The sequence below is a fragment of the Cupriavidus sp. R6-3 genome (assembly GCF_059772245.1).
In genome coordinates, this window is the sequence record NZ_JCBAJO010000055.1 from 1 (window position 1) to 23,862 (window position 23,862).

Annotated in this window: 12 protein-coding genes and 1 pseudogene; 9 read left to right on the forward strand and 4 right to left on the reverse strand. The window is 69.0% G+C overall.

Annotated elements, in window-relative coordinates:
* Positions 1-44: 44 nt before the first annotated feature.
* The 4 genes from AC6EI8_RS11610 to AC6EI8_RS11625 all read left to right on the forward strand — a co-directional run bounded on the left by AC6EI8_RS11610 (position 45) and on the right by AC6EI8_RS11625 (position 11,729).
* A complete protein-coding gene (locus tag AC6EI8_RS11610) occupies positions 45-6,500 on the forward strand; it encodes an Ig-like domain-containing protein (RefSeq protein WP_498381996.1) in 6,456 nt (2,151 codons plus the stop codon).
* Between the two features lie 229 nt (positions 6,501-6,729).
* Positions 6,730-8,214, forward strand: coding sequence for a TolC family protein (locus tag AC6EI8_RS11615; protein ID WP_265632644.1), 1,485 nt, complete (start codon positions 6,730-6,732; stop codon positions 8,212-8,214).
* A 166-nt stretch (positions 8,215-8,380) separates the two neighbouring features.
* A complete protein-coding gene (locus AC6EI8_RS11620; RefSeq protein ID WP_407648550.1) occupies positions 8,381-10,552 on the forward strand; it encodes a type I secretion system permease/ATPase in 2,172 nt (723 codons plus the stop codon).
* Positions 10,553-10,556: 4 nt separating this feature from the next.
* Positions 10,557-11,729, forward strand: coding sequence for a beta-barrel domain-containing protein (locus AC6EI8_RS11625; protein ID WP_265632645.1), 1,173 nt, complete (start codon positions 10,557-10,559; stop codon positions 11,727-11,729).
* Here the strand turns inward: AC6EI8_RS11625 and AC6EI8_RS11630 are convergent.
* Positions 11,726-13,777 carry a sodium:solute symporter family protein gene (locus tag AC6EI8_RS11630; RefSeq protein WP_149317062.1) on the reverse strand — a complete coding sequence of 684 codons (2,052 nt, stop codon included), beginning with the start codon at positions 13,775-13,777 and terminating at the stop codon, positions 11,726-11,728. The two genes, AC6EI8_RS11625 and AC6EI8_RS11630, sit on opposite strands and share 4 nt — an antisense overlap.
* A gap of 88 nt (positions 13,778-13,865) precedes the next feature.
* Entirely contained in the window at positions 13,866-15,848 is a 1,983-nt protein-coding gene (gene acs, locus AC6EI8_RS11635; protein ID WP_498381997.1) for an acetate--CoA ligase, read from the reverse strand.
* Between the two features lie 305 nt (positions 15,849-16,153).
* Here acs and AC6EI8_RS11640 point away from each other — a divergent pair, with 305 nt between their 5' ends.
* The 4 genes from AC6EI8_RS11640 (at position 16,154) to murI (ending at position 20,581) form a co-directional block, all read left to right on the forward strand.
* Complete coding sequence (locus tag AC6EI8_RS11640) at positions 16,154-17,146, forward strand: DMT family transporter (protein WP_498381998.1); 993 nt, start codon at positions 16,154-16,156, stop codon at positions 17,144-17,146.
* Positions 17,147-17,290: 144 nt separating this feature from the next.
* Positions 17,291-17,839, forward strand: coding sequence for a TIGR00645 family protein (locus tag AC6EI8_RS11645; protein ID WP_149317060.1), 549 nt, complete (start codon positions 17,291-17,293; stop codon positions 17,837-17,839).
* Positions 17,840-18,097: 258 nt separating this feature from the next.
* Positions 18,098-19,621 (forward strand): fumarate hydratase, encoded by a 1,524-nt coding sequence (locus AC6EI8_RS11650; protein WP_149317059.1) that lies wholly within the window; start codon positions 18,098-18,100, stop codon positions 19,619-19,621.
* A gap of 111 nt (positions 19,622-19,732) precedes the next feature.
* Positions 19,733-20,581, forward strand: coding sequence for a glutamate racemase (gene murI, locus AC6EI8_RS11655; protein WP_149317058.1), 849 nt, complete (start codon positions 19,733-19,735; stop codon positions 20,579-20,581).
* Between the two features lie 147 nt (positions 20,582-20,728).
* Here murI and AC6EI8_RS11660 read toward each other — a convergent pair whose 3' ends face one another.
* Both AC6EI8_RS11660 and AC6EI8_RS11665 read right to left on the reverse strand, forming a co-directional pair.
* Positions 20,729-23,029: an AAA family ATPase gene (locus AC6EI8_RS11660; RefSeq protein ID WP_149317057.1), complete on the reverse strand. Its 2,301-nt coding sequence runs from the start codon at positions 23,027-23,029 to the stop codon at positions 20,729-20,731.
* 325 nt (positions 23,030-23,354) lie between these two features.
* Entirely contained in the window at positions 23,355-23,657 is a 303-nt protein-coding gene (locus AC6EI8_RS11665; RefSeq protein ID WP_498381999.1) for a hypothetical protein, read from the reverse strand.
* Here AC6EI8_RS11665 and AC6EI8_RS11670 point away from each other — a divergent pair.
* A pseudogene (locus AC6EI8_RS11670) lies at positions 23,607-23,862 on the forward strand (energy transducer TonB); the annotation flags it as partial. The gene AC6EI8_RS11665 and the pseudogene AC6EI8_RS11670 sit on opposite strands and share 51 nt — an antisense overlap.

Consider the following 23,862-nt stretch of genomic DNA (forward strand, 5'->3'; position numbering starts at 1 on the left):
CGCCCGGTCGTCCGACCGTCAGCCTGCTGGACGACCAGTCTCCGGTGACGGGAACGATCGCCAACGGCAGCGCAACCAACGACGCGACGCCGACGCTGCAGGGCACCGGTGCCCTACCCAACGGCCGCATCCAGATCTCGATCGATGGCCAGCCGCCGGTAACCGTCAACGCCGACGCGAACGGCAACTGGAGCTACACGCCGCCGGCGCTGGCCGCCGGCCAGCATCAGATCGTCGTCACGCAGACCGGCGCCGATGGCAAGACCAGCGAGCCCACGGTGATCGACCTGGCGGTGGACACCACGGCGCCGGCCACGCCGACGCTCAACCCCTCCAATGGCGCGACCCTGAGCGGTACCGCCGAGGCCGGCAGCACGGTCGGCATCGACCTGAACGGCGACGGCACGCCGGATGCCACCGTCATCGCCGACGGCAACGGCAACTGGACCTACACCCCGACCTCGCCGCTGCCCGACGGCACCACCGTGACCGTGGTCGCGACCGACCCCGCCGGCAACACCAGCGAGCCGGCCACGACGACGGTTGACGCCCAGCCGCCAGCCACCCCAACCGTCAACCCGACCAATGGCACCTCGCTGAGCGGTACCGCCGAGGCCGGCAGCACGGTCGGCATCGACCTGAACGGCGACGGCACGCCCGATGCGACGGTCGTCACCGACGGCGGCGGCAACTGGACCTACACGCCGACCTCGCCGGTGCCGGACGGCACCACGGTGACCGTGGTCGCGACCGACCCGGCCGGCAATACCAGCGGCCCGGCGACCACGACCGTCGACGCGGCCGCCCCCGCCGCGCCCGCGATTTCCAGCGTCACCGACGACACCGATCCGGTCAGCGGGCCCCTGACTTCGGGCGGCAGCACCAACGACACCACGCCGACGATCGCCGGTACCGCGGAAGCGAACAGCACCGTGCAGATCTTCAACGGCACGACGCTGCTGGGCACCGTCGTCGCCGACGGCAGCGGCAACTGGACCTTCACGCCGTCCACGCCGCTGGCCGACGGCAACTATTCGCTGACCGCCACGGCCACCGATGCGGTCGGCAATGTCAGCGGTCCTGGCACCGCCTTCATCATCACGGTCGATACGGCGCCGCCGGCCGCGCCCGCCATCTCCCAGGCCAACGGCACCACGCTGGCCGGCACGGCCGAAGCCGGCAGCACGATCGCGATCGACCTGAATGGCGACGGCACGCCCGATACCACCGTCACCGCCGACGGCAGCGGCAACTGGAGCTACACGCCGGCCACGCCGCTGCCCGACGGCACCGTCGTCAGCGTGACCGCTATCGATGTCGCCGGCAACGGCAGCGCGCCCGTCACCGCCACCATCGACTCCGTCGCGCCGACTGCACCGGCCATCGCCAGCGTCACCGACGACGCCGACCCGGTCAGCGGCCCGCTGACCTCTGGCGGCAGCACCAACGACGCCACGCCGACGATCGCCGGCACCGCGGAAGCAAACAGCACGGTCCAGATCTTCAACGGCACCATGCTGCTGGGCACCGTCGTCGCCGACGGCAGCGGCAACTGGACCTTCACGCCGACCACGCCGCTGACCGACGGCAGCTACTCGCTAACGGCCACCGCGACCGATGCGGCCGGCAACACCAGCCCGGCCAGCACGGCATTCGACTTGACGGTCGATACCGCGCCGCCGGCCGTTCCGGTCATCGTGCAGGCCAACGGCAACACGATCGCCGGCACCGCGGACGCGAACAGCACCATCGCCATCGACACCAACGGCGACGGCACGCCCGACGCCACGGTCACCGCCGACGGTGCAGGCAACTGGACCTACATGCCGACCACGCCGCTGGCCGATGGCGCGACGGTCAGTGTCACCGCCACCGATCCCGCCGGCAACGCCAGCGCACCGGCCACCGCCACCGTCGATGCGGTGGCACCGGGCACCCCGACGATCGCACCGACCAACGGCACGCTGCTGCAGGGCACCGCCGAAGCCAACAGCACCGTCAATATCGACACCAACGGCGACGGTACGGCCGATGCCACGGTGACCGCCGACGGCGACGGCAACTGGACCTATACGCCGACCGCGCCGCTGGCCGACGGCACCGTCGTCGAGGTCACCGCCACCGATGCCGCCGGCAATACCAGCGCGCCGGCCACGGAGACCGTCGACGCCGCGGCACCGAGCGCGCCATCGATCGACACCGTCGTCGACGATGTCGATCCAGTCTCCGCGCCGCTGACCTCCGGCGACAGCACCAACGACGCCACGCCGACGATCGCCGGTACCGCGGAAGCGAACAGCACCGTGCAGATCTTCAACGGCACCACGCTGATCGGCACGGCGACCGCCGACGGCAGCGGCAACTGGACCTTCTCGCCGACCACGCCGCTGGCCGACGGCAGCTACTCGCTGACGGCAGTCGCCACCGACGCGGCGGGCAACACCAGCCCGGCCAGCGCCGCCTTCGACTTCACCGTCGATACCGCCGCGCCCGCCGCTCCGGTCATCCTGCTGGCCAGCGCCGACACCATCACGGGCACGGCCGACCCCTTCAGCAGCATCGCGATCGACACCAATGGCGACGGCACGCCGGACGGCACCGTGACCGCCGATGGCAGCGGCAACTGGAGCTTCTCGCCGGGCGTGCCGCTTGCCGACGGCACGACGGTCAGCGTGACCGCCACCGATGCCGCCGGCAACGCGAGCACTCCTGCCACCGCGACGGTCGATGCCCTGCCCCCGGGCACGCCGACCATCGCGCCGACCAACGGCATCCAGCTCGAGGGCACCGCCGAAGCCAACAGCACCGTCCGTATCGATACCAATGGCGACGGCACGCCCGATGCCACGGTCACCGCCGATGGCGCCGGCAACTGGACCTACACGCCGGCGACCCCGCTGGCCGACGGCACGGTCGTCAGCGTCACGGCCACCGATGCCGCGGGCAATACCAGCACCCCGGCCACCGCCACCGTCGATGCCGCCGCTCCCGCCGTGCCGACGATCGAGCCGAGCAACGGCTCGGTCCTCGAAGGCACCGCGGAGGCTGACAGCACCGTCAACATCGACACCAACGGCGACGGCACGCCCGACGCCACGGTCACCGCCGACGGCACCGGCAACTGGTCCTATACGCCGACTACGCCGCTGCCCGACGGCACCGTCGTTACCGTCACGGCCACCGATGCCGCCGGCAATACCAGCGCACCGGCCACCGCCACGGTCGATGCGGCGGCACCCGCAGCCCCTGCCATCACATCGGTCGTCGATGACGCCGATCCGGTCTCGGCGCCGCTGACCTCCGGCGACAGCACCAACGACGCCACGCCGACGATCGCCGGCACCGCGGAAGCCAACAGCACGGTGCAGATCTTCAACGGCACCACGCTGATCGGCACGGCAACCGCCGACGGCACCGGCAACTGGACGTTCTCGCCGACCTCGCCGCTGGCAGACGGCAGCTACTCGCTGACGGCAGTCGCCACCGACGCGGCGGGCAACATCAGCCCGGCCAGCGGCGCGTTCGACTTCACGGTCGACACCGCTCCGCCGGCCGCCCCGGTCATCACCACAGCCAATGGCGGCACCATCGCCGGCACCGCGGAGGCCAACAGCAGCATCGCCATCGACACCGATGGCGACGGCACGCCCGATGCCACCGTGACCGCCGATGGCAGCGGCAACTGGAGCTATGCGCCGACGACGCCGATCGCCGATGGCACGACCATCAGCGTGACGGCGACCGATGCCGCCGGCAACGCCAGCGCACCGGCCACCATCGCCATCGATTCGGTCGCACCGGCCGCGCCGGTCATCGCGCCGACCAACGGCACGGTGATCGAAGGCACCGCCGAGGCCAACAGCACGATCGCGATCGACACCAATGGCGACGGCACGCCCGATGCCACCGTTACCGCCGACGGCAGTGGCAACTGGACCTATACGCCGACCGCCCCGCTGGCCGACGGCACCGTCGTCAGCGCCACCGCCACCGACGCCGCCGGCAACACCAGCGCGCCAGGCAGCGCCACCGTCGATGCGGTGGCGCCGGGCACGCCGACGGTCCAGCCCACCGACGGCACGCTGCTGCAAGGCACGGCGGATGCGAACAGCACCGTCAATATCGACACCGACGGCGACGGCACCGCCGACGCCACGGTGACGGCCGACGGCAGCGGCAACTGGACCTATACGCCGACTACTCCGCTGGCCGACGGCACCGTGGTCAACGTCACGGCAAGCGATGCCGCCGGCAACGTCAGCGCCCCGGCGACCACCACGGTCGATGCGCTGCCGCCGGGCGTGCCGACCATCGCACCGACCGATGGCACGCTGCTCGAGGGCACCGCCGAAGCGAACAGCACCGTCGACATCGACACCAATGGCGACGGCACGCCCGAGGCCACGGTCACGGCCGACGGCGGCGGTAACTGGACCTATACGCCGCCGACCGCGCTCCCCGACGGCACCGTCGTCAGCGTCACGGCACGCGATGCCGTCGGCAACACCAGCGCGCCGGCCACCGCGACCGTGGATGCCGTGCCGCCGGCCGCGCCGGTCATCGCGCCGACCAACGGCACGGTGATCGAAGGCACCGCCGAGGCCGACAGCACGATCGCGATCGACACCAATGGCGACGGCACGCCCGATGCCACCGTTACCGCCGACGGCAGTGGCAACTGGACCTATACGCCGACCGCCCCGCTGGCCGACGGTACCGTCGTCAGCGCCACCGCCACCGACGCCGCCGGCAACACCAGCGCGCCGGGCAGCGCGACGGTCGACGCCGTGGCGCCAAGCGTGCCGGTCATCGTCAGCGTGACCGATGATGTCGACCCGGTCAGCGGCCCGCTGACCTCCGGCGGCAGCACCAACGATGGCACGCCGACCATCGCGGGCACAGCCGAGGCCAACAGCACCGTGCGCATCTTCAACGGCACCACGCTGGTCGGCACGGCGACCGCCGATGGCACCGGCAACTGGTCCTTCACGCCGACCACGGCGCTGGCCGACGGCAGCTATTCGCTGACGGCGGTCGCCACCGACGCGGCGGGCAATGCCAGCGGCAGCAGCACGGCCTTCGATCTGACCATCGATACCGCGGCACCGGCCGCGACGCTCGCCATCACCGGCATGACGGACGACACGGGCACCGCGGGCGACTGGACCACCGGCGATACCGCGCCGACCTTCTCGGGAACGCTCAGCGCTCCGCTGGCCGACGGCGACCGCGTCGAGGTCAGCTACGACGGCGGCACCACCTGGACGCAGGCCACTGTCAACGGCACCAGCTGGTCGTGGTCGGCACCCAATCACCAGTTCGCCGACGGCAACCACTCGGTGACGGTGCGGCTGATCGATGCCGCCGGCAATATCGGCGCGAGCAGCGACACGCAGACCTTCACGATCTCCACCAATGTCGCTCCGGAGGTGTCGGCGCAGGAATCGGGCGGGCTGCTCGGCATCGTCGACGCCAATGTGCTGGGCCTGATCGACCTGAGCTCGCAGCAGGTGTTCGGCGCGAGCGACTACAACAACAACATCCAGCAGGTGGTGCTGCGCTACGGCGGCCTGATCGGCCTGCCGCTGCAGCGGCTGGGATACAACGCCGAGCTTGCCGCGGAGCTGGGCATCAACGTGGTTCCGCTGCACGACCCGGGCATCCTGGGCGTGATCGCGGCAGTGTCGACGCTGACGATCACTTCCGCCGACGGCGGGCCGATCGATACGCTGCGGCTCAACGAGCTGCTCGGCTCGGTGACGATCGAAGGCGGGCTGCTGGGCGTCAGCCTGGACCTGCTGTCGAACTTCACGATCACCGCGACCGACACCACCGGGTTGACCGATACCGCCAACGCCACCCAGCTCGCCAGCGCCGAGGTACTCGCCGGCCTGCTCGGCTCGAGCCAGTCCACCGCGATCGTCGAAGGCACCTCGTCCGCCGACACGGTCGATGGCACCGGCAACAGCGATCGCCTGTACGGCTACGCCGGCGACGACACGCTGAACGGCGGCGACGGCAACGACCTGCTGCGCGGCGGCGCGGGCAACGACACGCTGAACGGCGGCAACGGCAACGACCTGCTGATCGGCGGCGCCGGCAACGACACGATGAGCGGCGGCGCGGGCGGCGACGTGTTCCTGTACGAGGTCACCGCCAACGACGGTACCGGTGGCAACGGCAGCGACGTCATCACCGACTTCACGGTGGGGACCGCGCCGGGCCAGGCGGCATCCGACGTGATCGACCTGTCGAGCCTGCTGGTCGGCTACACCGGCGACGGCGATGGCCCGGCGCACTACGTCAACGGCGTGGCGACGATCGACGACGGCGACAACATCGGCGACTACCTCAGCGTCACCAACGACGGCACCAATACGGTCATCCATATCGACCGCGACGGTACCGGCGCCGCCTTCGGCTCGGAGACGCTGGTCACGCTGACCAACGTCAACACCGATCTGGAGACGCTGCTGGCCAATCGCCAGGTTCTCGTCTGAGCGAAGCGGGCGGCGGTCCCCCCGTTCCGCCGCCCGCTTCGCCAGACGCTTTCTCGCCGCGCTCTCACCGCATTCACACCACGACAAGGAGACCCGCCCCACCGCATCGATCCACCCTGCAATACCCCGTCGGCCGCGACGCTGCCTCGCGACCGATGCGTGGCCACATGTCAAAGCCTTCACCGCGAAGCGTGGTGATTTCGTGAAACCGACATTGTTGAGATCCATCGTGGCCCTCTTTGCCAACGGAGCGCGGACCCGGCAGCGCGCGCTCCTTTCCCGGCTTCCCGCCGGGTACACGCTGCGCATTACGCCCTCGTCGGCGACGCTGTCCGCCTTTACTGCGCCGGCCGCGCTGGCCGCGCTGACCTTGCTGGTGCTGCCCTGCTCCGGGCCGGCGTCGGCCGCGCCCTATACCGCTTCGACGTCCACGGCCCCGGCAAGCTCGGCCGGCATGCCGGGCCCCCCGGCACCGCAACGCATCGCCCTCGACGGCCTGACGCTGCGCAACGCGGTCGGCATCGCGATCGCGCGCCATCCCGACATCAGCCGCGCCAACGCGGTGGTTACGCAAAACCTCTCCGAAATCTCCGTGGCCAAGGCCGCCTGGTATCCGAAGATCGAATACGGCGTGCAGCCCGGCTATGGCGGCAGCTTCGGCAGCGGCGGCAACGATCTCGGCTCGCGCGCCTCGGTCGGCGCCAGCCAGCTGCTATACGACTTCGGCCGCACCCGCAGCAAGGTCTCGGCGGCCGACGCCAATCTGGGCAAGAGCCAGCATCAGCTCGCCGATACCGTCGAGACGGTGGCGGCCAATACCGCCGACACCTTCGTCGAACTGGCCGCCAGCCAGGCCGTGATCGCGGCCGCGCAACGGCAGGTGGAATCGATGAACGAAACGCGCGCCCGCATCGGCGAGCGCGTGCGCGCGGGACTGTCGGTGTCGTCCGACCGGGACCTGGCGGAGGTAGCCACGCTACGCGCCAGCGCCGAGGTGCTGAAGGCCCGCAACCGCTTCGATGTGGCGGCCACCAAGCTGGCCGAGCTGATCGGCGCGCGTCCGCAGCAGGTGGCGGACCTGGCCAACACCGGCGGCGTGATCGAGCGGATCACGCGCGACGGCGGGGGCGGACGCGACGACCAGATCGACGACACGCCGTCGGTGCTGGCGGCACGCGCGGCGGTCGATGCGGCCGCCGCCAACGTCGATCTGGCCAAGGCCGAGCGCTATCCCTCGGTCAGCGTCGGCGTCAGCCGCTCGCTGTCGACCGGACGCGCCAACGCCAACGACGACACCTGGGTCGGCCTGTCGATCCGCGGCGACTTCTCGCTGGGCCGGCTCGCCCAGCACCGCATCGCCGCCGCGCAGGCGCAGGAGCGCGCCGCCGCCGATGCGCTGGAAAACCAGCGGCTGCGCACGCGCACCGCGCTGTACGCGGCGCAGACCGAAGCGGAAGGCGCGGCCGCGCGGCTCGCCAGCTACCGCAACGTGATCGAGCTGTCGCGCTCGTCGCGCAATCTGTACTGGCAGGAATACATGCTGAACAAGCGCTCGCTGACCGAGGTGATCACGCGCGACCGCGAGATCTTCCTCGCCGAGGAAGAATGGATCAACGCCATGGCCGACGGCATCCGCGCCCGCATCAAGGCGTATGCCGCGGTCGGCAAGTTCGTGGAGCTGCTGCGGCAGCAGGAAGGCGCACGCGATGAATGACCCCACTCCGTTGAGCGCGCTGGCGCAGGCCGCCGGGCAGTCCCCGCACACGCCAGCGTCAGCGCCACCGCAAATGCCATCGCAAACGCCACCGCCACCGCCAGCGCCCGCGCCGCAGCATGCCGAGCCCGAGGCCGATGCCACGCTGCAGCCGTGGATCGATGCGATGCTGCTCGCCGCGCGGCGGCTCAACGTGCAGGCCTCGCCCGAGCAGCTGCGCAATGCCGCGGCGTGGGTCGGGCGCGGCGAGCAGCAGAGCGACACCGCCATCGTCGAGCTGGCCGCATCGGCCGGTCTGTCCGCGCAATTCGTCGAGCTGCCGCCGGCCTCGCTGTCGCCGGTGATGCTGCCGGTGCTGGTGCCGCTGGGCCAGCAGGTCGGCATGGTGATCGCCGTGGTCAACGGCGTGGCCACGTTGCTGCTGCCGCTCGACGGCAAGCCGGTCGAGCGCAGCCTGACGCTGGACGCGCTGGCGCGCGAGGCGAGCGGCCAGCTGCTGCTGGTGCAGGCGCGCACCGCTCGCCGCGGCGACCGGCTCGATGCCTATCTGCGCGCGGCGCCGGACTCGTGGCTGACCGGCATCTTCACCGCGCACTGGCGCACCATGCTGGACCTCGGCCTGGGCTCGCTGTTCGGCAACCTGCTGGCGGTCGGCACCTCGCTGTTCGCGATGCAGGTGTGGGACCGCGTGGTGCCGGCGCGCTCGCTCCATACGCTGTGGGTGCTGGCTTCGGGCGTGGCGCTCGCCCTCGCGCTGGAGCTGCTGATCCGCACAGCGCGCGTCTCCATCACCGATCATTTCGGCAAGCGCGTCGACATGAAGCTGTCGGCGATGTTCTTCGCCCGCGTGCTCGATATCCGCAACGATGCGCGGCCGCGCTCGCCCGGCACGCTGATCGCGCAGCTGCGCGACCTCGAACAGCTGCGCGAGCTGCTGACCTCGAGCACGCTGGGCGTGCTGATCGACCTGCCCTTCGTCGCCGCCTTCCTGTTCATCATCTGGGTGCTGGGCGGCTGGCTGGTGGTGATTCCGCTGGCGGCGATTCCGCTGCTGATCCTGCCGGGGCTGCTGGCGCAGATACCGCTGGCCCGGCTGTCGCGCGAAGGGATGGCCGAGGCCGCGCTGCGCAATGCGATCCTGATGGAATCGATCTACCGCGCCGAGGACATCAAGTCGCTGCAGGCCGAGCCACGCTTTCGCGGGCTGTGGGACCAGGCCAACCACGTCAACGGCGAGATCGGGCTGAAGCAGCGCTTCATCGCCGGGCTGCTGGTCAACGTGTCGCAGACGGTGCAGCAGATCGCCTATGTCGGCGTGGTGATCGCCGGCGTCTACGGCATCCTCGACGGCAATCTCTCCTTTGGCGCGGTGCTGGCCTGCTCGATCCTGACCAGCCGCACCATCGCGCCGCTGGCGCAGATTCCGGCGGTACTGGGCCGCATCCAGAATGCGCGCGTCGGCAAGAAGGCGCTGGACGAGCTGCTGCGGCTGCCGGTGGACCACGATCCCGACAAGGACGCCTATCACAAGCCCGTGCTGCGCGGCGGCTATCGCTTCGAGAACGTGGCCTTCAGCTTCGATCCGCAGGAAAGGCCGGTGCTGACGATTCCGCAGCTGCGCATCGCGCCGGGCGAGCGCATCGCGATCCTGGGGCGCGTCGGCGCCGGCAAGTCGACGCTGCTGCGGCTCGCGGGCGGGCTGGCCTCGCCGACGCAGGGCCGCATCGTGCTCGATGACACGCCGATGGAACTGATCGATGTCGCCGACATCCGCCGCGACATCGGCAGCGTGCTGCAGGAATCGAGCCCCTTCTACGGCACGCTGCGCGACAACCTCTTGATCGCCAATCCGCTGGCCGCCGACGAGCAGCTGCTGCGCGCGCTGCGCATTGCCTGCGCCGACCAGTTGCTGCTGAACCAGCCGCACGGGCTGGACCTGCGCATCCGCGAGAACGGGCTTGGCCTGTCCGGCGGCCAGAAGCAGGTACTGGTCCTCGCCCGCACCTTCCTGCGCGACCCGCAGGTGCTGCTGCTGGACGAGCCGACCGCTTCGCTGGACGAGGGCACCGAGCTCGCGGTGATCGAACGGATGCGGCAATGGATGGGCCGGCGCACGCTGATCGTAGCGACGCATCGCTATCCGGTGCTGTCGCTGGTCGACCGCATCATCGTGGTCGACCGCGGGCGCATCGTGCGCGACGGGCCGAAGGACGAGGTGCTGGCCGCGCTCAAGCGCACGGCGCCGCCACGGCCGGCGGCATCGGCCCAACCGCCGACACAACCATCCGCGCAACCATCGTCGCCGGCGCCCGCCCACGCGGTCCCGGCCGCGGAGTAGCCCCATGAACAAGATCTCGATGCGTGCACGATTCGAGGACGGCGCCGGCGGCGCGCGCCTGCTGCTGTGGCTGGGCATCGGCGCGATCGCAGCCTTCCTGCTGTGGTCCGCCTTCGCCAGCCTGGACGAGGTGGCGGTCGGCGAAGGCAAGGTGACGCCGGCCTCCAAGGGCCAGATCATCCAGAGCCTGGAGGGCGGCATCCTGGCCGAACTGGCGGTGCGCGAAGGCGACGTGGTCGAGGCCGGCCAGCAGCTGGCCACGCTGGACCCGGTGCAGGCGCGCTCGTCGATGGAGGAGACGCTGGAGCGCATCGCCGCGCTGCAGGCGCGCGCCGCGCGGCTGCATGCGGAGATGAACGACGCCGACGCCGTCGTCTTCCCCGCCGAGCTGGCGCGCGACACCGCCGTGGTCGAGCGCGAGCGGCAACTGTTCATCGCCAACCGCCGCGCCTTCCGCGAGAACCTCGCCAATCTGCGCCAGCAGTTGCGCCTGGCCGAACAGGAGCTGCAGATCGCGCTGCCGCTGCTGCGCACCGGCGCCACCAACGAGGTGGAGATCCTGCGGCTGCGGCAGAAGGTGGCCGAGTTCGCCACCAAGCTCGATTCGACGCAGAGCGAGTACTACGTCGCGCTGAAAGCCGATTACGCCAAGACGATGGCGGACCTGGGCCCGTTGCTGAAGGTGCGCGAGGGACGCGCCGACCAGCTGCGGCGCACGGCGATCACCTCGCCCGCGCGCGGCATCGTCAAGGACATCCGCGTCTCGACCATCGGGGGCGTGATCACGCCGGGCGGCGTGCTGATGGAAATCGTGCCGCTGGGCGACCAGCTGCTGATCGAGGCGCGGCTGTCGCCGCGCGACATCGCCTTCATCCATCCGAACCAGGAGGCCACGGTCAAGATCACCGCGTTCGAGCCGTCGATCTACGGCACGCTGCCGGCCAGGGTGGACCGCATCTCGCCCGACACCATCGAGGACCAGGTCGACCGGCGCATCTACTACTACCGCGTCTACGTGCTGACCCAGCATGCGTTCCTGGAGACGAAGGACGGCAAGCGCCATCCGATCCTGCCGGGCATGGTGGCGACCGCGGAGATCCGCACCGGCCGCCGCACCGTGATGGACTACCTGGTCAAGCCGCTGAACCGCGCCGCGGAGGCACTGCGCGAGCGCTAGCCCTTGCGCAGATAGGTCACCAGCCGGTCGATCACCGGCGCATTGCGCCGCGTCAGCAGGCTTACCACGATGGCGACCGCAAACCCCGCCGGCACGCCGAAGGCGCCCGAGGCGATCGGATCGACGCCGAACCAGCGGTCGCCGAAGATGCCGGTCATCCGCGTGAAGAACGGGTAGTTGACGAAGATGTAGTAGATCGACACCGACAGCCCTGCCAGCATGCCGGCGAAAGCGCCGGCCGCGGTGGTGCGCTTCCAGAAGATCGCCAGCACCAGCACCGGGAAGAAGCTGGACGCCGCCAGCGAGAACGCCGCGCCGACCAGGAACAGGATGTTGCCGGGCCGCAGCGAGGTCACGTAGGCCGCGAACAGGGCCACGCCAAGCAGCAGTATCTTGGCGGTGGTCACGCGCCGCTGCTGGCTCGCGCCGCGATCGACCATGTGATAGAAGACGTCGTGCGACAGCGCGTTGGCGATCGTCAGCAGCAGCCCGTCGGCGGTCGACAGCGCCGCGGCCAGCGCGCCGGCGGCGACGAGCCCGGAAATCACGTACGGCAGTCCGGCGATTTCCGGCGCGGCCAGCACGATCATGTCGGGCTGGATCATCACCTCGGCCCACTGCACGATGCCGTCGCCATTGACGTCGCGGATGCCGAACACCGGCGGGTCGATGCGCCGCCATTGCATGACCCACGCCGGCAGATCGGCATAGGGTGTGCCCACCAGATGATGTAGGAACTGGTACTTGACCAGCGCCGCCAGCGTGGGCGCGCTGACGTACAGCAGCGCGATGAAGAACACCGCCCAGGCCACCGAATTGCGGCTCTCCTTGACCGACGGCGTGGTGTAGAGCCGCGTCAGGATATGGGGCAGGCTGGCGGTACCGAGCATCAGGCAGAAGGTCAGCAGCACGAAGTTCAACCGCTCGGTCTTGCGCTCGGCCTCGGATGGCGACGGATAGGGCTCGGTGGCCGGCACCGGCGGCTGGCTGCGCGCCAGCGCGTCCTCGCGCTGCTGCGTCCATTGCTGCAGGGCCGCGGCCGGGTCCGCCGGATAGTCGGCGCGCTCGCGCTCGACCGCCTTGATCTCGCGCAGCGGCGCATTGCGGGCGCGCAGCTCCAGCAGCCGCGCATTGAGCCCGTCGCGCACCTCGTCGAAGGACTGCGGCAGCCGCGCGATGCGCTCCTGCAGCTCGATCGCCTGCTGCCGGTAGTGTTCGCGCACGGCGAGCTCGCCCGGATCGCGCAGCAGCTCGCGCTCGCGCTGCGCGACATCGGTCAGCACCGTGCCGTAGCCCAGCTGCGGCACCGCCTCGCCGTGATGCTTCCACGCGATCATCGACACCGTGGTCAGGAAGGCGACGATCATCACGATGTACTGCGCCACCTGCGTCCAGGTCACCGCGCGCATGCCGCCGAGAAAGGAACAGACCAGGATGCCGGCGAGGCCGAAGAACACGCCGACGGCGAAGTCGACGCCGATGAAGCGCGTGACCACCAGCCCGACGCCCTGGATCTGCGCGACCAGATAGACGAAGGAACACAGCGAGGCGGCCAGCACCGCGATGCCGCGCACCGGCAGGTTGCCGCCCGGCTTGCCGTTGCCGTAGCGCGCGGCGAGGAAATCGGGAATCGTGTAGCCGCCGTACTTGCGCAGATACGGCGCAAGCAGGAAGGCCACCAGGCAGTAGCCGCCGGTCCAGCCCATCACATAGGCCAGCCCCTCGTAGCCCGAGGCGAACAGGATGCCAGCCAGGCCGATGAAGGACGCCGCGCTCATCCAGTCGGCGGCGATCGCCATGCCGTTGAACATCGCGGGCACGCGCCGGCCCGCGACATAGTATTCGTGCAGGTCCGCGGTGCGGCAGATCAGCCCGATGCAGGCATAGATCGCGATGGTGATGAAGAGGAAGACGTAGCCGAGCCAGAGCGCGTCGGCATTGGATCGCTCGAGCAGCCCCATCATGCCGATGAAGCCGAACAGTCCGAGCGTGAACAGGCCGTAGTACAGCAGCAGCCGGCGGCGAAAGCGCGACTGGGCTTGGGCCATGGGCGGGAGCGGAATCGGGAGCGAGGAAGGCGGCGATCAAACGCGAAGCGGGCGCCGCGGCAATGGCGCCCGCTTCGCGCGGCGGGTCTTACTTGGCCTGCCGCAGCTGTTCGAGGATCGCCGGGTTCTCCAGCGTGGAGGTGTCCTGCGTGATTTCCTCGTTCTTGGCCAGCGACCGCAGCAGGCGGCGCATGATCTTGCCCGAGCGCGTCTTCGGCAGGTTGTCGCCGAAGCGGATGTCCTTCGGCTTGGCGATCGGCCCGATCTCCTTGGCGACCCAGTTGCGCAGCTCGTTGGCGATCTGCACGGCCTCCTCGTCGTTCGGACGCGCGCGCTTGAGCACCACGAAGGCGCAGATGGCCTCGCCGGTGGTGTCATCGGGACGGCCGACCACCGCGGCCTCGGCGACGATCGGATTGGCCACCAGCGCCGACTCGATCTCCATCGTGCCCATGCGGTGGCCCGACACGTTCAGCACGTCGTCGATGCGGCCCATGATGGTGAAGTAGCCGGTCTCCTTGTCGCGCACCGCGCCGTCGCCGGCGAGATAAAGCTTGCCGCCCAGCTCGGCCGGGAAATAGCTCTTCCTGAAGCGCTCCGGATCGCCCCAGATGGTGCGGATCATCGCCGGCCACGGACGCTTGACCACCAGGATGCCGCCGCTGCCGTTGGGCACGTCCTGGCCGGTCTCGTCGACCACCGCGGCCATGATGCCGGGCAGCGGCAGCGTGCACGAGCCCGGCACCAGCGGCGTCGCTCCCGGCAGCGGCGTGATCATGTGGCCGCCGGTCTCGGTCTGCCAGAAGGTATCGACGATCGGGCAGCGGCCGCGGCCGATATTCTCGTGGTACCACATCCACGCTTCCGGATTGATCGGCTCGCCGACGGTGCCCAGCAGGCGCAGGCTCGACAGGTCGTACTGCTTCGGATGCACGGCCTGGTCGGCCTCGGCGGCCTTGATCAGCGAACGGATCGCCGTCGGCGCGGTGTAGAACACGCTGACCTTGTGGCGCGCGATCATGTCCCAGAAGCGGCCGGCGTTCGGATAGGTCGGGATGCCCTCGAACATCAGCTGGGTCGCCCCCGCGGCCAGCGGGCCGTAGGCGATATAGGTGTGGCCGGTGACCCAGCCGATGTCGGCGGTACACCAGTACAGGTCGTCGGGCTTGATGTCGAAGGTCCATTTCATCGTCATCAATGCCCACAGCAGATAGCCGCCGGTGCTGTGCTGCACGCCCTTGGGCTTGCCGGTCGAGCCCGAGGTGTACAGCACGAACAGCGGATGCTCGGCATCGACCGGCTCGGCCTCGCAGGTCTCCGGCTGGCCCGCGCAGACCTCGTCGAGCCAGCGGTCGCGGCCTTCTACCCAGTTGACCTTGCCGCCGGTGCGGCGATAGACCACCACGTGCTTGACCGCCTCGCAGCCGCCCAGCGCCAGCGCCTCGTCGGCGATCGCCTTCAGCGGCAGCGCCTTGCCGCCGCGCATCTGCTCGTCGGCGGTCAGCAGCGCCACCGCGCCGACGTCGACCAGCCGCTCCTGCAGCGACTTGGCGGAGAAGCCGCCGAACACGACCGAATGGGTGGCGCCGATGCGGGCGCAGGCCTGCATCGCGCAGACGCCCTCGATCGACATCGGCATGTAGATCACGACGCGGTCGCCCTTGCCGATGCCCAGCGCCTTCAGGCCATTGGCCAGCTGGCACACGCGCGCATGCAGCTCGCGATAGGTGACCCGGGTGACCGTGCCGTCGTCGGCCTCGAACACGATCGCGACCTTGTCGGCGTTGCCGTTCTCGAGATTGCGCTCCAGGCAGTTGTACGAGGCGTTCAGCTGGCCGTCCTCGAACCACTTGTAGAACGGCGCGTTGCTCTCGTTCAGCACCTTGGTGAAGGGCTTGGCCCAGACCAGCTGCTCGCGGGCATGGCGCGCCCAGAAGCCTTCGTAGTCGCGCTCGGCCTCTTCGCACAGCGCACGGTAGGTGTCCATGCCGGAAATGGCTGCGCTCTTGGCGAACGATTCGGGTGGGGGGAATACGCGATGCTCTTGCATCACCGATTCGATGGCGGACATAGCTCGTCTCCTGAAAGGCCGGTATGGCTTCGATACTTTTGCCGCAACGCTACGCTGCGCGGCTTACTGCAACCTGACGCTGTTCCCTTGCTGTCCGTTCCCGTCCTTTCCGGTCGTGCTGGCCGAAGGCGCATTGCGATGCAGCAATGGTGCCGGCTTGGCGTTGCGCGCATGGCGTCCGCATGTGAAGCCTAAGCCTTAAGGCTAGCACAGCTATAATCGCCCGGCGCGTGCGGCGGCGCGCGCTGCGGTCCGCTGACGACCGCTGCAGCCGACCGCGCGCAGTGCCACCGAAGACCGATCCCGTGCCCCCTTCCCTTCCCCTGAATGCCCTGCTGCTGGCCGCCTCGATGGCGCTGGTCGGCAGCAATGTCGGCCTCGGCAAGGCGATCGTGGCCCATGTGCCGATCCTGCTGTTCGCGCTGCTGCGCTTCGTGGTCGCCATCGTCTGCCTGTCTCCGTGGTATCGGCCCGCGCGCATGCGCCGCGTGTCCCGCCGCGAGTGGTTCAACCTGTTCCTGCAGGCCTTCTTCGGGACCTTCCTGTTCACGCTGCTGATGCTGGGCGGCGTGCGGCTGACCAGCGCGATGTCCGCCGGCGTCATCACCAGCACCATTCCCGCGACCGTGGCGATCCTGTCGTGGCTGGTGCTGCGCGAACGGCTGTCGCGCCGCACCGTGCTGTCGGTGCTGCTGGCGGTGGCCGGCATTGCGGTGCTCAATATCGCGCGGGGCGGCCACCACGGCGGCGGCGGCAGCGATGCGCTGCTCGGCAACCTGATGGTGATGGGCGCGGTGGTCTGCGAGTCGATCTACGTGATCCTGTCCAAGCGGCTGGCGCAGACGCTGGCCGCGATCGAGATCTGCGCCTATACGCACCTGATCGGCGGCCTGCTGATGCTGCCGCTCGGGCTGGTGCCGCTGCTCGACTTCGATGCGACGACCGTGCCGTTGCATGTGTGGGCCATGGTGCTGTGGTACGCGCTGTCGGCCAGCGTGTTCTCGTTCTGGCTGTGGATGAAGGGCATCCGCCATGTGCCGGCGCAGCTGGCCGGCGTGTTCACCTCGGTGCTGCCGATCGCGGCGGCGCTCTACGGCATCGTGTTCCTCGGCGAGACGCCGGGCTGGGCGCACGGTGTCGCGCTGGTCTGCGTGCTGGCGGGCATCGCGCTGGCGAGCTGGCCGGGCAGGCTGGCGCGCGCGGCGGCCGTACGGGAGGACAGCGGCGAAGGCAACGGCGACGAGACCGCCCGCATCGGGACCGGCCACGGCGCCACGGTACAATCCCGCGGCCGCTGACCGGGGCGCCGCCCCGAACCTCGATCGGGGCGCCGGCCGGCACGTCGTGCTGCCGCACCGGCAGCGCAACGTTTCCATGCAAGCTCTTTCGTAACCTCTCACGCAATCCCTGGGCACCCCCAGGCAACCCCCTACGCAAGGACCATGGCATCGAACTTATCGCCGGAGCCGCAACGGATGCGGCCGATTCCCCGTCTGATCTTCGCCTCGCGCTGGCTGCAGCTGCCGCTGTATCTGGGCCTGATCGTCGCGCAAGGCGTCTACGTCTATCACTTCCTGATGGAGGTCTGGCATCTGCTGGCCCACGTCACCGAGTACGACGAGAACAAGATCATGCTGGTGGTGCTGGGCCTGATCGACGTGGTGATGATCTCCAACCTGCTGATCATGGTGATCGTCGGCGGCTACGAGACCTTCGTGTCGCGGCTGGGCATCGACAACCATCCGGACGAGCCGGAATGGCTGGACCACGTCAATGCCGGCGTGCTCAAGGTCAAGCTGTCGATGGCGCTGATCGGCATCTCGTCGATCCACCTGCTCAAGACCTTCATCGACGCGGGTCAGCGCGACACCCATACGATCATGTGGCAGGTGGTGATCCACGTCGCCTTCCTGTTCTCGGCGATCGCGATGGCGTGGGTCGACAAGATGATCACGCACTCGCATCCGGCGCTGCAGGATCGGGGGCTCTGACCCGCCCCGGCGGCCTCCCGCAGTGCCGGCCGCGACGCCGGCACTGCGCCAGCCCTCGAAGACCGCGGCTCCCGGCCGCGGTTTTTTCATGCGCCGCCATGTCGCGGCATCTCGCGGCTCTTTCGCGCATGATATGGAATTTACGTCACATTCCATGCCGGACCGCCGGCCGGCCGCCGGGACGGGTCCTGCGAGGGGGTGTATGATTCCGGGCGGAATTTTCGTCAGCTTTTGTCCGACTGCCCTCCCCCACAAGACATGACCGTCATCAAGCAAGAAGACCTGATCCAGAGCGTCGCCGACTCCCTGCAGTACATCAGCTACTACCACCCGATGGACTACATCACCAGCCTGGGCCGTGCCTACGAGCTGGAGCAAAGTCCCGCGGCCAAGGATGCGATCGCGCAGATTCTGACCAACAGCCGCATGTGCGCCGAAGGCAAGCGCCCGATCTGCCAGGACACCGGCATCGTGACCGTCTTCGTCAAGGTCGGCATGGACGTGCGCTGGGACGGCGCCACCATGAGCCTGACCGACATGATCAATGAAGGCGTGCGCCGGGGCTACACCCATCCCGACAACGTGCTGCGCGCCTCGATCGTCAATCCGCCCGAAGGCGGCCGCAAGAACACCAAGGACAACACGCCGGCCGTGATCCACTACGAGATCGTGCCGGGCGACAAGGTCGACATCCAGGTCGCGGCCAAGGGTGGCGGCTCGGAGAACAAGTCCAAGTTCGTGATGCTGAACCCGTCCGACTCGATCGTCGACTGGGTGCTGAAGACCGTGCCGACCATGGGCGCGGGCTGGTGCCCGCCCGGCATGCTGGGCATCGGCATCGGCGGCACCGCCGAGAAGGCGATGGTGATGGCCAAGGAATCGTTGATGGAATCGATCGACATCCAGGACATCATCGCCCGCGGCCCGAAGGACTGGATCGAGGAACTGCGCGTCGAGCTGTACGAGAAGGTCAATGCGCTGGGCATCGGCGCGCAGGGCCTGGGCGGCCTGGCCACCGTGCTGGACGTCAAGATCATGGCCGCGCCGACGCACGCGGCCTCCAAGCCGGTGGCGATGATCCCGAACTGCGCGGCGACCCGCCACGTGCATTTCACGCTGGACGGCAGCGGCCCGGCGAAGCTGGAAGCGCCGGACCTGTCGCAGTGGCCGCAGGTCGAGTGGGCGCCGAACACCGAGACGTCCAGGCGCGTCGATCTGAACACCCTGACGCCCGAGGAAGTCGCCTCGTGGAAGCCGGGCCAGACGCTGCTGCTGAATGGCAAGATGCTGACCGGCCGCGACGCCGCGCACAAGCGCATCGCCGACATGCTGGCCAAGGGCGAGAAGCTGCCGATCGACTTCACCAACCGCGTGATCTACTACGTCGGTCCGGTCGATCCGGTGCGCGACGAGGTCGTCGGCCCGGCCGGCCCCACTACCGCCACGCGGATGGACAAGTTCACCGAGACCATGCTGTCGCAGACCGGCCTGATCGCGATGATCGGCAAGGCCGAGCGCGGCCCGGTGGCGATCGAATCGATCCAGAAGCACAAGTCGGCCTACCTGATGGCGGTCGGCGGCGCGGCCTACCTGGTGTCGAAGGCAATCCGCGGCGCCAAGGTGCTGGCCTTCGAAGACCTCGGCATGGAAGCGATCTACGAGTTCGACGTCAAGGACATGCCGGTGACGGTGGCGGTCGACAGCAGCGGTACCTCGGTGCACAAGACCGGCCCCGCCGAATGGCAGGCCAGGATCGGCAAGATCCCGGTCGCGGCGGTCTAAGGTCGGTGGTTGCCGGGCGATAGCGGTTCGCGATCGCCCGGTACGATTCACCGCCCCTGTTCTCTCCCCAGCCCTCTCCCGCACGGGAGAGGGAGCACACACCGCCCTCCCGTGTCCCCGTCCCCCATCGGCATCTTCGATTCCGGCCTCGGCGGCCTGTCCGTGCTGCGCGAGGTCCGCGCGCTGCTGCCGCACGAAACCCTGCTCTATCTCGCCGACTCGCGCTATGCGCCCTATGGCGACAAGCCGCAGGCCTTCGTGCAGGCGCGCACGCTGCAGGCCTGCGAATGGCTGGCGGCGCAGGGCTGCAAGGCGCTGGTGGTGGCCTGCAATACGGCCACCGCGCACGGCATCCAGGCGCTGCGCGAACGCCTGCCCTTGCCCATCGTCGGTGTCGAACCCGGATTGAAGCCGGCGGTCGCGGCCAGCCGCAGCAAGGTGGTCGGCGTGCTCGCCACCGCCAATACGTTGGCCAGCGACAAGTTCGCGCGGCTGCTGCACTCGCTGGAGGACCAGTGCCGCTTCGTCTGCCAGCCCGGCGGCGGACTGGTGGCGCGCATCGAGCAAGGCGATGTCGACGGGCCGCTGGTTCGCGAACGGCTGCAGACCTGCCTGGCGCCGATGCTCGAAGCCGGCGCCGATACGCTGGTGCTCGGCTGCACCCACTATCCCTTCCTGAGCGAGACCGTGCGCGACCTGATCGGCGAGCGGATGACGCTGATCGATACCGGCGTCGCGGTCGCGCGGCAATTGCAGCGCAAGCTGGCCGAACACGGCCTGGCGGCGGACGCCGGGATGGGCGGGAATACGGGCATCGAACCTGGCGCGAATCCGATCGCGGTGGCGCGCTACTGCACCACCAGCGACGCCGAACATCTGCGCAGGATGGCGCGCGCGCTGCTGCATGTCGATGCCGCGGCCGAAACGGTAGTTATCGAACCGGCGCCGATTTCGCTGTGATGGTACGGCAGGGCGCTGCTTGCCCTGCTGGTGCCTGCTTCGTTGCGAGCCTCGCCGCTGCTTTTTTGCGAGCCTCGTTGCCAGCTTCATTGCCTGCTTCGTTGCCAGCCATGTTGCGGGCCTCGTTGCCCGCCCTCCTGCCCAACATCAACGCACGAAGCCCAGCGGACGACGCTCCCGCACCTCCGGCTTGACCGCATGCTCCTGGCGCAGCTGGGCAAGGAATTCGTCCGGCGTCAGCGCTTCGCCCAGCAACGCGCATTGCCGCTTGACGGTGGCGAAGTCGCCCGGCGTCAGGCCGTCGAGCGCCGCCAGTTCGCGCCGCATCGCATCGTCCAGCGCGGACGCGTCCCCATCGAGCGCCTCGTCGACGAACATCGATTCGCGCTGCGCCGGCAGCAGCGGCATGAAGCGGATCTTGAAGGAGAAGCGGCGCAAGGCGGCCTCGTCGAGCCGGTCGAACAGATTGGTGGTGCAGACGAAGATGCCGTTGAACCGCTCCATCCCCTGCAGCATCTCGTTGACCTCGGACACCTCGTAATTGCGCACCGCCTGCTGGCGGCTCTGCATGAAGCTGTCGGCCTCGTCGAGCAGCAGCACCGCGCCGTCTTCCTCGGCGCGCGCGAACATCGCCGCGATCTGCTGCTCGGTCTCGCCGACGTACTTGCTCATCAGGTCCGAAGCGCGCCGGATCATCAGCGGCAGCTCCAGCGCGGCGGCGATATGCTCGGCCAGGGCGGTCTTGCCGGTGCCCGGGGGGCCGTAGAAACACAGCGTGCCGCGTCGCCGCGCCTGCAGCGCCTGGATGATCCGCTCGACCCGATAGCGCGTTTCCAGATTGAGCCGATCGAGCCGGTAATGCGTGACCACCGGCCGCGTCTCCGCTTCGGGCCGCAGTCCCATCGCGCGGTCGGCGTGTTCGAGCTGGCGCAGGATCAGCGTCTCGACCGGTTCGCCGATGCCGGGCTGGGCCAGCTGCACGAAGCGCGCGGCCGATTGCACCTGCGCCGGCGTCAGCGTGCGGCGCGCCGCCAGCGACGCGATAAAGGCATCGTCGACCGCCAGTCCGCCAAGGTGCTTGCGGATGATGTTCTCGCGCACCTGAGGCGGCGGAATGCGCAGCTCCAGATGGAACTGGAAGCGGCGCAGATAGGCGGGATCGATCTGCCGGATCGAGTTGGAGATCCAGATCACGGGCACCGGATTGCGCTCGAGCGTCTGGTTGACCCAGGCCTTGCCGTTGACCGAGGCACGCGTGTCCTCCTGCCCGAACAGGCTCATCAGCTCGCGCGCCGAGCCGGGGAACACGTCCTCGACTTCGTCGAACAGCAGCGCGGTATTGGCGCGGCCGCGCAGGAAGGCCTGCGAGACCTGCAGCGAGCGATAGCGGTCCTTGCCCGACAGGCTGTTGCCGTCGCGGTCCAGGCAGTCGACCTCGTACAGCTCGCAGCCGGCCTCGCGCGCCAGCAGCCGCGCGAACTCGGTCTTGCCGGTGCCGGGCGGCCCGTAGATCAGCACGTTGACGCCCTCGGCATGCTGGCGCGTGGCGTTGGCCAGCAGCGCGGTCAGATAGCGGGCGTCGCTCTCGACATGGGGGTAGTCGGTGCTCGACAGCGTCGGCGGCGCGGCCGGGCGCGTGAACACCGCCATCATCTCGGCCTCGTCGGCGTAGTTGCCGAGCAGCACATGCAGCAGCCGGTCCGACAGCCGCATCAGGTCGCCCAGATCGGTCACGCTGTTTTCGGGCAGCGGCTGCTCGATCAGGTTCAGCGTCTCGAGCCGCGAGCCCGGCCGCAGCGACGCCGCCACCTGGGCCGGCGCGGCACCGGTGAGCCCGGCCAGGATCTGGAAGGCTTCCTGGCTGTGCGCGACCTTGCAGTCGACCATCACCGCGCGCAGGTCGCGCTTGTACTTGGCCAGCGCGGCGAAGAGCAGCAGCTTGCGCTCGTGGTCGGGCAGGTCCAGCACATGGCTGAGCATGTCGATATTGCGGACCAGCAGCACGCGCTCGCCGTCGAGCCGGGCCGCCAGCGCGGCGGCCGAGACCTCGAACACGGTGAACATGTCCTTGGCATGGTGCTTGACGTACTCGTCCAGGTAATAGAACAGGGCCCCTTCGTCGAAGGCGCTGTTCCACTGGCCGTGCCGCTCGAGAAATTCCTCGGGAGTCAGCCGGCCCGCGCCGCGCCAGGCCGGCATGTCGGCGCAGCGCGCGGCGAGGAACCGCTGCACGCGCATCACCACGCCGTAGGGCCACACCAGCTCCTGCGCGCTGACCGTCAGCACGTCGTTGATATTGCTGCGCAGATTGAAACGCGGTCCGAGCGCGCAAACCACGCGCAGCGCGAACTGGGCGCACATCCAGTCGAGCGCCGTGGTGGCGCCCGCCCCGGGGGCCGCGCGCAACAGCGCCGGCCGGTCCTCGTCGATGCTGCGGGTGAAATCCATGGGCAAGGCTCCTCGTCCCGGACGAGCGACGGAGGACCGTCGCCGCCGCTTCCTTCGCCGTTTTTTTCGCTTGGTTCTCGGCCTGCTTTGCCGCTGTTCCTGCCGCGTGCTCTTTTACTGACCTCGATCGCCTGCTGTTCCGCCTGCTTTACCCTTTGTCGTGCGGGCCGCCTGCCAGTTCACCGGCCCCCTTTTTCGTATGCTAGCTCGCTTTGCCGGGCGCAGTTAGTCGGGGCGACCCCGCACGGCGCCGCCAGGCCGACCCGCTCTCCTGCAGGGTTATGTGGCGAGAAGGCCGACAAATAGGAATCATTATCGTTTATACTCACGCGCTGACACGCTGCCAGAGAGTGGCGCTCCCCCGGGCTTTGACTTTGAAGGAGCGTTTATCATGGAACTGCTGATTAGCCTGCTGGTTGGTTGCGGTATTTCGCTGGTGCTGTTTCGCCGTAAATAGATTGCTGGGACGGCTGCAGACCAGCCGAATCGCCGCGCCGCTCGCGCCCGACACACCGTAGCCGCCTTCGGGCGGAAGGCCGCGCCTGCAACGCCGGTTAGCCGAAATTTGTTGTCTCACATGTTCGATCAACGTTTCCTGAAGATCACGCTTGCCGTTCTGCTTTTCCACGCCGCCCTGCTGTATCTGATCCAGAGTGGGCTCGCGCGCAAGATGACCGAAGCGGTGATCGCGCCCGAAATCATCGCCCGTATCATTCCGCTGGAACCGCCGCAGCAGCCGGCGCCGGAGCCGCCCAAGCCGACGCCGAAACCGGAGACCCCGCCCAAGCAGGTCAAGGTCACCAAGCCGACGCCGCAGCCCAAGCCGCAACCGA